Source organism: Nitrospirota bacterium (assembly GCA_016214385.1).
GTDB lineage: Bacteria > Nitrospirota > Thermodesulfovibrionia > UBA6902 > JACROP01 > JACROP01.
This window is the reverse complement of sequence record JACROP010000138.1, coordinates 1-4,573: the sequence shown is the minus strand read 5'-3', so window position 1 is coordinate 4,573 and position 4,573 is coordinate 1. Positions and strand designations below refer to the sequence as shown.

Annotated in this window: 3 protein-coding genes; 1 reads left to right on the top strand and 2 read right to left on the bottom strand. The window is 44.1% G+C overall.

The features are described from left to right. Positions 1-179: 179 nt before the first annotated feature. Both HZC12_08700 and HZC12_08695 read right to left on the bottom strand, forming a co-directional pair. Complete coding sequence (locus tag HZC12_08700) at positions 180-1,760, bottom strand: DUF1957 domain-containing protein (protein ID MBI5026782.1); 1,581 nt, start codon at positions 1,758-1,760, stop codon at positions 180-182. A gap of 2 nt (positions 1,761-1,762) precedes the next feature. Next, positions 1,763-2,653 (bottom strand): DUF4912 domain-containing protein, encoded by an 891-nt coding sequence (locus HZC12_08695; protein ID MBI5026781.1) that lies wholly within the window; start codon positions 2,651-2,653, stop codon positions 1,763-1,765. Between the two features lie 361 nt (positions 2,654-3,014). Between HZC12_08695 and HZC12_08690 the strand changes: the two genes are divergently transcribed. Further along, positions 3,015-4,573, top strand: a 1,559-nt coding sequence (locus HZC12_08690) for a HAMP domain-containing protein (protein MBI5026780.1), incomplete at its 3' end; no start/stop codon positions are given.

Genomic DNA, 4,573 nt, shown 5'->3' with positions numbered 1-4,573 from the left:
CTGGTTCGGTAAGAATGAAATTAAAACCAGGCAAAGATACATGGATAAAAATGGAATATACGATAATAGAAAAATAATAAAAAGCGAATAGGGGGAATAGGGGGTCTGCCCTTAACAGTCTGTTGAAAAACTATGGGAAAGAAAGAGGAGAAGGGTCGCCTCTACTCTTGGCCAAATAATTATCTATATATCCCATAATCGATATACGAAAATATATTATCTTTTTCTTCTATTTCCCTCAGATAGGATTCATCGATTGAGTTGCCTTTTATACCTGAGTAGAGCCTGTTGAATCTTTCTATATGGATGTATGTTCTGTTGACCGCATAGTCTCTTGCAGTCCCTGTTTTCATTATAAATGCCCAGTCGCTTGATTGGGCGAGGAGGATTTCCCTTGCTGCCTGATTGAGCGCTCTTCTCCTGAGCCCTGAAGAATCGGGGTTTTCCCTCGCAAGTTCAGCCATTCTCTGTGCTGTTTTGTGAAGGTGCGGGTAAATCCAGTCATTTGCGCCATTCAGCCATACCTCTGAATAGCCTTTCCAGCCCCAGCTTGATTGGTTAGGGGTAATTACCTGCAACCCTGGATGGCGCTCTAAATACTCAGAAGGTGTGATAAGTTTTATTGTCTTCTGGTCATAGACGAACTTTCTTACGAGGAAATTAATCCAGTCGGGCCCTTCAAACCACCAGTGCCCGAAGAGCTCTGCATCATATGGGGCAACGACTACAGGTTTTATACCGAGGACTGCCGCAAAATGTTCTATCTGTTTTTCCCTGTTGAACATAAAATTTCCTGCATGTTCCGCAGCCTTTTCCATTGCCCGCTGTCTGTTATAGGGTTTCTTGTGAGGGGTTTTCCCTGTTATCCTGTAATATTTAATCCCTGTGTTAATCCTTATCCCGTCTGGATGTATGTAGGGTTTTACGTAATCAAATGGGAGGTCAAAACCTATGTCCCTGTAGAATTCCCTGTAGTTGTAATCCCCTGGATAGCCGTCTACCGAGCTCCAGACCTGTCTGGATGACTCCATGTCCCTTCCAAAAGCAGCAATGCCAGATGGACAGTAAACAGGTGCATAAGTGCCGTATCTGGGTCTTGGATTGCCAAAGAGAAGGCCATGGGTTTCAAGAAAAAAATACCGCAAACCCGCCTCTTTCAATATTTCATCCAGGCCGGGGTAATAGCCGCACTCGGGGAGCCATATCCCATTTGGTGGCCTGCCGAAATTCCTCCTGTAGCAATCTACAGCAAGTTTGACCTGAGTCCTTACAGCTTCAGGAGTTACAAAGAGATTAGGTAAAAAGCCATGGGTTGCCGCAGATGTTATAATCTCAAGCTTGCCTGTATCCTGTATTCTCCTGAAGGCTCCAACAAGGTTACGTCTGTATTTTTCCTCGTAGAAATACTGTGCTTTTTCAAAGTATTCTCTGTACATGATGGCAAGTGGGCCGAAAACAGGGTCATCCTTCAGGCGCTCAACCTCTTTGTGACTGAGCTCAACGAGCTTTTTTAAATGCCTGGAATAACGGCCTCTTAAAAGCTCATCGTTAAACATCTCAATCAGAGGAGGGCTCAGGGATATGGTTATCCTGAAATCTACCCCATCATTGAGGAGGTTTTCCATGGTCTCCAGGACAGGAAGATAGGTCTCTGTTACAGCTTCATAAAGCCAGTCCTCCTCAAGGAAATAGTCATGCTCTGGATGCCTCACATATGGGAGATGAGCATGAAGTACAAGACAGAAATAGCCCTTTTCCATGCTCAGCCTTTAAAAGATGAGATGAAGTGCTTTTCAGAAATCGCCTTAAACTCTTCAGAACCGAGACCATAAGTGACCTTATAAAGTTCTTTTGTCATCCATAATTCTTCCTCAGTGGCAGGAGCCAATTCATCTCTCGGTGTAAGGACTCTGTTTGAGCGTATGATGGGGAGGAATCTACCGTCTGAGGCCAGAAGCCCTATCTCGGCAATATACTCCATGTTTGGCTGGTCTACATTTATGTACCAATTGCCAATCCTTTCATAGATTCCGATGTCAAAAAACCTGTTTGGCCTGACAATGTCTGTGCCTGTAATATCATAAACCCTCAAATCAAGATTGGCCCCCGGTAATCTTTTATTAAAATCTTTCAGAGTGTCGTCTCTTACTTCCCAATAAGTAAAGAGCCACCTGGGGTCCCTCGGGAGCAGGGCCATTCTGTTCTCTCCGTATTCTCTTGGTAATTCTCCCTCAGGTTGTGGAATAAAGCCGGTACGACTCGGTTCTGAGATACAAGGCTCAGGAGGTGTTGGTGGTGCTTTCTCCTGGATTGACGTAATCCCTTTTTCTGGCAATCCTTTTACTTTCTTTACGGCTCTTATTTTCTCCCTGGTCGCTTTTTTTACAGGTTTTTTTGCTACAATTTTTTTAGCAGGCTTTTTCTTCCCGACCACCTTCTTAGCTACTACTCTTTTAGCTGGCTTCTTTTTCTTTTCGGCAACCTTTAGCTTACCTTTTACTGCTTTCTGGCCAGCTTTTATCAGGGCATTTATAATGTCATCTTTTTTCCATTCCCTTTTGGCAGTAATCCCTGCCTTTTTAAGCATTTGCCTGAGGTCCTGAATTGTCTTCTCAGAGAGCAGTTTTTTATTGAATGATTTCACCTTTTTCATGCCAACCTCCATGTTTTTTTCAGCCACGTCTGTCGGTACGACAGTCACGGCGGCTGATTCGTGTGGCGAAAAGATTTTTATTTAAGGAATACACAAAGAATATAGCTCCTTTGTTGTGTTTGTCAAGTTTATTGACGAAGTTCCTTGCCTCCTTTATTATGAAGGTTCTATAATTCAATTCATAAATGGGCTTTAAAAAGCAAAACAATGCCATAAAGTTTACGCCTGATGTAACTGCACGAAAGGGGATTAGGGATTTGGGATTAGGGGTTAGTGAACAAAAACTAATCCCCAACCCCTGACGCTAATTTTGACATGGTCGAAATCAGCGTAGAAGACACAGGCATAGGAATATCAAAGAATGCTTAAGGTGAGCATTAAGACCAAATTAATAATTTTGGCCCTATCAATTATTGTGCCTCTATTTACCGTTAACCTCTATCAGACGTACAGGAATGCCCTGTATGCCAGAGAACAGGCACAGATATTTACCCAGCACCTGGCCCGTATGGTTTCTGCTGAAGTGGATACGTTCCTCCATGAAGGTGAGCAAATCCTCGCAACTCTTTCAGAGATTCCAGAGGTAAAGAATCAGGAGTGGGAGAAGTGCAGCGCCCTTTTTTCAAGGCTTAAGCCCCAGTATCCATACTATGAGAATTTTTTCGTTATAGACAAAGAGGGCTACGTTCGCTGCTCCGCAGTACCTCAGGAGAAGCCGACTTACGCGGGAGACCGCTCCTACTTTAAAGAGGTGATGAAGACAGGGAGATTCACCATAAGCGAGGTGCAGATTGGCCGCATAACTCGCAAACCCGTGATTGTCACTGCCTATCCTGTTAAGGACTATTCAGGCAACCAGATTGCCATGGTCGGCGCAGGCATTTCCCTGCTAAGGGTGCAGGAAATCTTTGAGCACTTACAGCTAATCCAAAATGTGGCAGTAACTCTTATGGACCGGAAAGGAACTATTATTGCCAGCACTATAGAACCAGAGACCTATGTTTTAAAGGATGTAGGTGGTGAGCCATGGTTTCAGGAAATTACTCGAAAAGAAAGTGGAATCCTTGAGTTAGAATATTTTGGCACGCAGAGGCTGGCTGCGGTTTCTTCTCCCTCCACGATAAATTGGTATGCGGTGGTAGGTATTCCAACCGCAGAAATCTATGCTCCAGCCCAGCAGGAATTCCGAAGAGGCGTATTTTTCAACCTTCTGGTTTTAGCTCTGGCACTCGTCCTGGTTACGGTTCTAAGCCGTCTTATTACTAAGCCAATTTCCACACTTGTCCGGGGTGTCAGAGACCTGGGCGCTGGCAATCTGGATAAGAGAGTTGAGGTGAAAACCGGAGACGAAATTGGTGAGCTTTCGGATGCTTTCAATAAAATGGCAGTAGAGTTCGAGCAGGAGGTTCGTAAAAGGACAGCAGAGCTTCAGGAAGCAAAGGCCATGGCAGAGGCAGCCAATCAGGCAAAATCCGAATTCCTTGCAAACATGTCACATGAGCTTAGAACGCCCCTGAATACCGTAATAGGATTTTCAGAGGCCCTGGTAGATGGAATTTACGGAGAGATAAATAAGAAACACAAGGAATATATAACTGATATTCTCGAGAGCGGAAGACATCTGCTGTCCCTGATAAACGATATCCTCGATTTGAGTAAAATAGAAGCGAAGGGAATGGAACTTGAGTTAAGCGAGTTTTCACTCAGAGACCTTCTTAATGCAAGCCTATTGTTTTTTAGAGAAAAGGCCCTCAAGCACAGGATAAAACTTTCCCTTGAAATGGATGAAAAGTTAGACAGCATTATAGCGGATGAGAGAAAGCTCAAGCAGGTGTTGATCAACCTTTTAAGCAATGCCATAAAATTCACGCCTGAAGGGGGAAGCGTGCGGGTAACTGCACGAAAAGGGATTAGGGATTT